At 68.8% G+C, this 4,807-nt stretch carries 4 protein-coding genes; 3 read left to right on the top strand and 1 reads right to left on the bottom strand.

Annotated features, from left to right (window positions below):
• Nucleotides 1-530: 530 nt before the first annotated feature.
• The 3 genes from ABEA26_RS35020 (at nucleotide 531) to ABEA26_RS35010 (ending at nucleotide 3,246) form a co-directional block, all read left to right on the top strand.
• The gene (locus tag ABEA26_RS35020) at nucleotides 531-1,172 is read left to right on the top strand and encodes a DUF6230 family protein (protein ID WP_345597991.1); all 642 of its coding nucleotides are present in this window, start codon (nucleotides 531-533) and stop codon (nucleotides 1,170-1,172) included.
• Between the two features lie 156 nt (nucleotides 1,173-1,328).
• On the top strand, nucleotides 1,329-1,919 hold the full coding sequence (locus ABEA26_RS35015; protein ID WP_345597989.1) for a DUF6114 domain-containing protein: 591 nt from the start codon (nucleotides 1,329-1,331) through the stop codon (nucleotides 1,917-1,919).
• Nucleotides 1,909-3,246: a hypothetical protein gene (locus tag ABEA26_RS35010; RefSeq protein WP_345597987.1), complete on the top strand. Its 1,338-nt coding sequence runs from the start codon at nucleotides 1,909-1,911 to the stop codon at nucleotides 3,244-3,246. The genes ABEA26_RS35015 and ABEA26_RS35010 overlap by 11 nt, the downstream gene beginning before the upstream one ends.
• Before the next feature lie 75 nt (nucleotides 3,247-3,321).
• On the opposite strand, the gene pyk is transcribed toward ABEA26_RS35010, so the two are convergent.
• Nucleotides 3,322-4,752: a pyruvate kinase gene (gene pyk / locus ABEA26_RS35005; protein ID WP_345597985.1), complete on the bottom strand. Its 1,431-nt coding sequence runs from the start codon at nucleotides 4,750-4,752 to the stop codon at nucleotides 3,322-3,324.
• Between the last annotated feature and the right edge of the window lie 55 nt (nucleotides 4,753-4,807).

Raw genomic sequence — 4,807 nt, 5'->3', positions numbered from 1 at the left:
CTTCTGTTACTGCCAGTAAGTCGGTGGCGGCGGTCTGTCGGATTCTGTCCGGCGATCAATGGCTTTGTTCCGCCCTGATGACACACCGAGCGTCGCCGTCCGGGGCCGGTGTGTCGTCCCGCGGTCGCGCAGCCGTTACCAGCGAGTAACGAACCCCCTTGTGTCGAGGGCGAGAATGCACCACGATCGGCGACGCTCGGTCCATTCCCGCACCCCGAAATCCAGTCGGGGGCGCGGGGTTCCTGGGTCCCCACCGAGCAGGGCCGGCGGCAGTGGAGCCGGCTCTTGGGCAGGGGGGTCTTCGTCCACCTGGCGAAGCCTGTCCAGCAGGGTTGTGCGTGATCGTGTCAGGCGCGACCAGTGGTTGTCGCTCGGGGGTGATCGCCGGTGATCCGGGTGCGTTCCCCACGCGCCGGGTGCGGGCGCTCTCCTTCCCGAGGACGTAGCACTTCTCCCATCCCTGCCAGGCCGAGCCGCCGATCCCGGGGGCGGGCCGAGGCCAGGAGATGTACGTCCGAGAAGGAGGAAATATGGAGTCCCAGGTGCGTGGCGGGACGAGATGGAAGCGGTTCGCCTTGGTGATGGTGCCCAGCGTGGCCGCCACGGCGGCCGTGGGTATCGGACTCGCGCAGGGCGCCCTCGCGGCGTCGTTCAGCGTTTCCGGCCAGGAATTCAAGGTGAGTGCCAAGTACCTCGAGGGATGGGGCTTCTCCCAGTACGGTGGCCTGGACACCACCTACACCTCGACCGAGGGTGACAAGAAGGTCCAGCGTCCGGTCGCGATCTCGTCGTTCGATCGTGCCGAGATCACCAAGATGTGCCAGTCGGTCAAGACGGAGATTCCCCTCATAGGGAAGTCGATCTACCTCCGTCTCGACGCCGGTACCGACGAGAAGCGGCCGGTGGTGGCCAAGAACCTCTACATCGACGTCGCTCAGCTGAAGGCCGACGCCACCTTCAAGGACATCGACATCGGTGTCGCGGCCGGGGACCTGACCCGTGGTCCGGATGTGAAGGACCCGAGCGTCAAGGACGGCGCCTTCGCCCAGCAGGCGAGGAAGGCGGACCTCACGGACGTCGAGCAGACGGCGTGGGCGACATCGGCCGGCACCTTCAAGCTCAGCGGCCTGAACATGCGCCTCGGCACGGACCCCAAGATGGAGTGTTTCTGACGGTCCCCGTCACCGAGGTGACCTCGGTCTGCTGAGCGGCCGAGAAGGGGCGGGGAGTTCCGCCTCCCCGCCCCCACACCCGGACTCGGGCCCCGGCTCCTCCGAGCACGGGCCGAGCCGATACGTACGTTCGACGGACCAGGGAGCTGTTTTTTCATGAGTGCCGAGACTCCGGTCCAGAGCGCCGGTACCTTCACCCGGCTGCGTCTGCGATTCCGTGCCTGGCGGGGCAGCCGGCCGTTCTGGGCAGGCCTGTTCACCGCGTTGGGTGGAATACCCATCGCCTACTTCCCCTATGCCACGCTCAAGCTGGGCAACATGTCGATCGCCATGGCGACCACCGGGGGCGCGGCCTCCCTGATCATCGGCGTACTGCTGATAACGCTCGGGATGACCCTCTGGTTCCAGCAGGCCACGCGCATCTTCGCCGGAGTGGCGGCGATCCTGCTCGCCCTGGTGTCCCTGGTGGTCTCCAACATCGGCGGCTTCCTGATGGGCTTTCTGCTGGCCATGATCGGTGGCGCGCTCGCCCTGTCCTGGGTGCCGGGCAAGGAGGCACCCGAGGAGCCTGTGGAGGACGACGGTTTCGAAGCGCCCACAGGGGAAGGCGCCACGCCCGACGCGTACGAGGACCCCACCGCCTCACCGAAGTCTCCCGCCGCCGGCTCCCACGAGCACGGTGACGACGACGGGGAGGCCGACGGTGTCCGGGCCGCAGTCCCGAACGGAGGGCACCGTGTCGGCTGACGAGGTGCGCGGGCCGCGCCACGCAGCCCCCAGAAAGGCGCTGTTCACCAGATTCCACGTGCCGGGCGGCAAGGCGATAGCCCTGGCGGCGATGCCCACGGCGGTCCTCATGGGACTGGGCTTCACACCGACCCTCGCCCTCGCGGACGGCAACGACAAGGGCGCGCCGCCGGCCAACAGTCTGACGGCCGACGAGTACAAGGCCTGTGTGGAGGCCATGACGGACGCCGACAAGGACTCGTCCGCCTCTCCCACCCCCTCGCAGTCGTCGACCGACGAGCCGGGCGGCGACGGGAGCGAGGAGGACAAGGGCGGCGACAGCGCGCCGGGCGAGGAACAGCCCGGCCCTTCCGCAAGTGCCGGTAAGCCGGAGGGCAAGAAGGACACCGGCTCGTCCTCATCCTCGGATTCAGGTTCCGACGACAAGGCCGGGCCCACCCCGAGCGCCTCCGCCTCGCAGGAGAACAAGCCGCGGAACGAGGAGGAGGCTTCCCCCTCGGCGCCCGGGAGCGGCGGCGGCCTGCTGGAGGGCCTCGGCGACGCCATCGAGGACGCCTTCACCGGCGGCGAGAAGGCCGGGGAGAGCCCGAGCCCCGCCCCCACCCCCTCCGCGTCGGCGTCCGAGAGCACCGCCGAGGACGCGTCCGGCACCGCGAAGGACACGACCGACAAGACCACCGGCACGGCGGGCGACACCATGAAGGACGCGACCGACGCGGCGTCCGGGGCGGCCGAGGAGGCCACGGAACCCGCCAACGAGGCGACGGAGGACGCGGAGGAGGAGGCCGGTGAGGCCACCGCCTCGGCGAGTGCCGGCCCCGACCCGTCCGAAGGTGCTTCCGCGGACCCGGAGGACTGCCCCGTCGCCACGGACGACGTGGGCGGAGTCGACAACTCCATCCCGGTGCCGGAGGACCCGTGGCATCTCGAGGCCAGCTCGCTGCTCCTCAAAGGAGCCTCGTACGAGGGCATCGTCGAGGTGAGGACGGCGAGCGGCAACACCAAGAAGGTGCTGAAGTACGTCATTTCGAAGGGCACCGACATCGGTGACCTGCACCAGATCGTGAAGGACGAGCAGATCGGCAAGACCCACCACGTGCAGGCGGCCGAGGGCTCGACGTCCACGATCCGCGACGGCGACACGGTGATGTACACCGAGAGCATCTCGGGCAACCTGCTCGGGCTGATCCCGATCACCTTCGACCCGGAGCACCCGCCGCCGCTGGACATCCCGCTCATCTACTTCACCGACGTGAAGGTGGTGCAGGCCGGTCAGTTCGGCGGGACCCTGCACATCCCCGGGATGCGGCAGTACGTCACTGACTGAGACCGGCCCGGACGGAGCCGAGGGCGCCTCTGTCACAGGGGCGCCCTCGGTCGCGTACGGAAGAGAGACGAGACGTCAGTCGCGCCGCGTCTCGCCCAGGTGGTGGACGCGGACCATGTTGGTGGTGCCGGGCACGCCGGGGGGCGAACCGGCGGTGATCACGACGACGTCGCCGTCGTTGAACCGGCCGAGGCGCATCGTCTCCTGGTCCACCAGGTCGACCATCTCGTCGGTGCTGTTGACGAACGGCACCACGTGCGGCTCCACGCCCCAGCTGAGCGCCAGCTGGTTGCGGGTGGACTCGTCGGTGGTGAAGGCGAGGATCGGCTGGGCCGCGCGGTAGCGGGACAGCCTGCGGGCCGTGTCACCGGACTGGGTGAAGGCCACCAGGCCCTTGCCGCCGAGGAAGTCGGCGATCTCGGCGGCGGCACGGGCCACCGAACCGCCCTGCGTGCGGGGCTTCTTGCCCGGGACCAGCGGCTGCAGGCCCTTGGAGAGCAGCTCCTGCTCGGCGGCGGTGACGATCTTCGACATCGTCTTGACGGTCTCGATCGGGTACGCGCCCACCGACGACTCCGCCGACAGCATGACCGCGTCCGCGCCGTCCAGGATCGCGTTGGCCACGTCGGAGGCCTCGGCGCGGGTCGGGCGCGAGTTGGTGATCATCGACTCCATCATCTGGGTCGCCACGATCACCGGCTTGGCGTTGCGCCGGCACAGCTCGATCAGGCGCTTCTGCACCATGGGGACCTTCTCGAGCGGGTACTCGACGGCCAGGTCGCCACGGGCGACCATGACGGCGTCGAAGGCCGCGACGACGCCCTCCATGTTCTCCACCGCCTGCGGCTTCTCCACCTTGGCGACGACCGGGACCCGGCGGCCCTCCTGGTCCATCACGCGGTGCACGTCGGCGACGTCCTTGGCGTCCCGGACGAAGGAGAGCGCGACCAGGTCGCAGCCCATGCGGAGCGCGAAACGGAGGTCCTCGATGTCCTTCTCGCTCAGCGCGGGCACGTTCACGGCCGCGCCGGGCAGGTTGATGCCCTTGTGGTCGGAGATGACGCCGCCCTCGATGACGATCGTCCGCACCCGGGGACCCTCGACCTCGGTGACCTTCAGCTCGACGTTGCCGTCGTTGATGAGTACCTGGTCGCCCTTGGTCACGTCGCCGGGCAGGCCCTTGTACGTCGTGCCGCAGATCGTCCTGTCACCCGGCACGTCCTCCGTGGTGATGGTGAACTCGTCACCGCGCACCAGCTCGACGGGACCCTCCGCGAAGGTCTCCAGGCGGATCTTCGGACCCTGCAGGTCGGCGAGGACACCGATGGCCCTGCCGGTCTCCTTGGCGGCGGCCCGGACACGGTCGTAACGTCCCTGGTGCTCGGCGTGGGTGCCGTGGCTGAAGTTGAAGCGGGCCACGTTCATGCCGGCTTCGATCAGCGCGACGAGCTGCTCGTGGGAGTCGACCGCGGGGCCGAGAGTACAGACGATTTTCGAACGGCGCATGGGGCGATCCTATCGGTTTGTTTCGCTGCGGAATATTCCGGCTGGCGGAAGATAC

The sequence above is a fragment of the Streptomyces marokkonensis genome, from assembly GCF_039539045.1.
Classification (GTDB): Bacteria; Actinomycetota; Actinomycetes; order Streptomycetales; family Streptomycetaceae; genus Streptomyces; species Streptomyces marokkonensis.
This window is presented reverse-complemented; position numbering and strand designations above follow the sequence as displayed.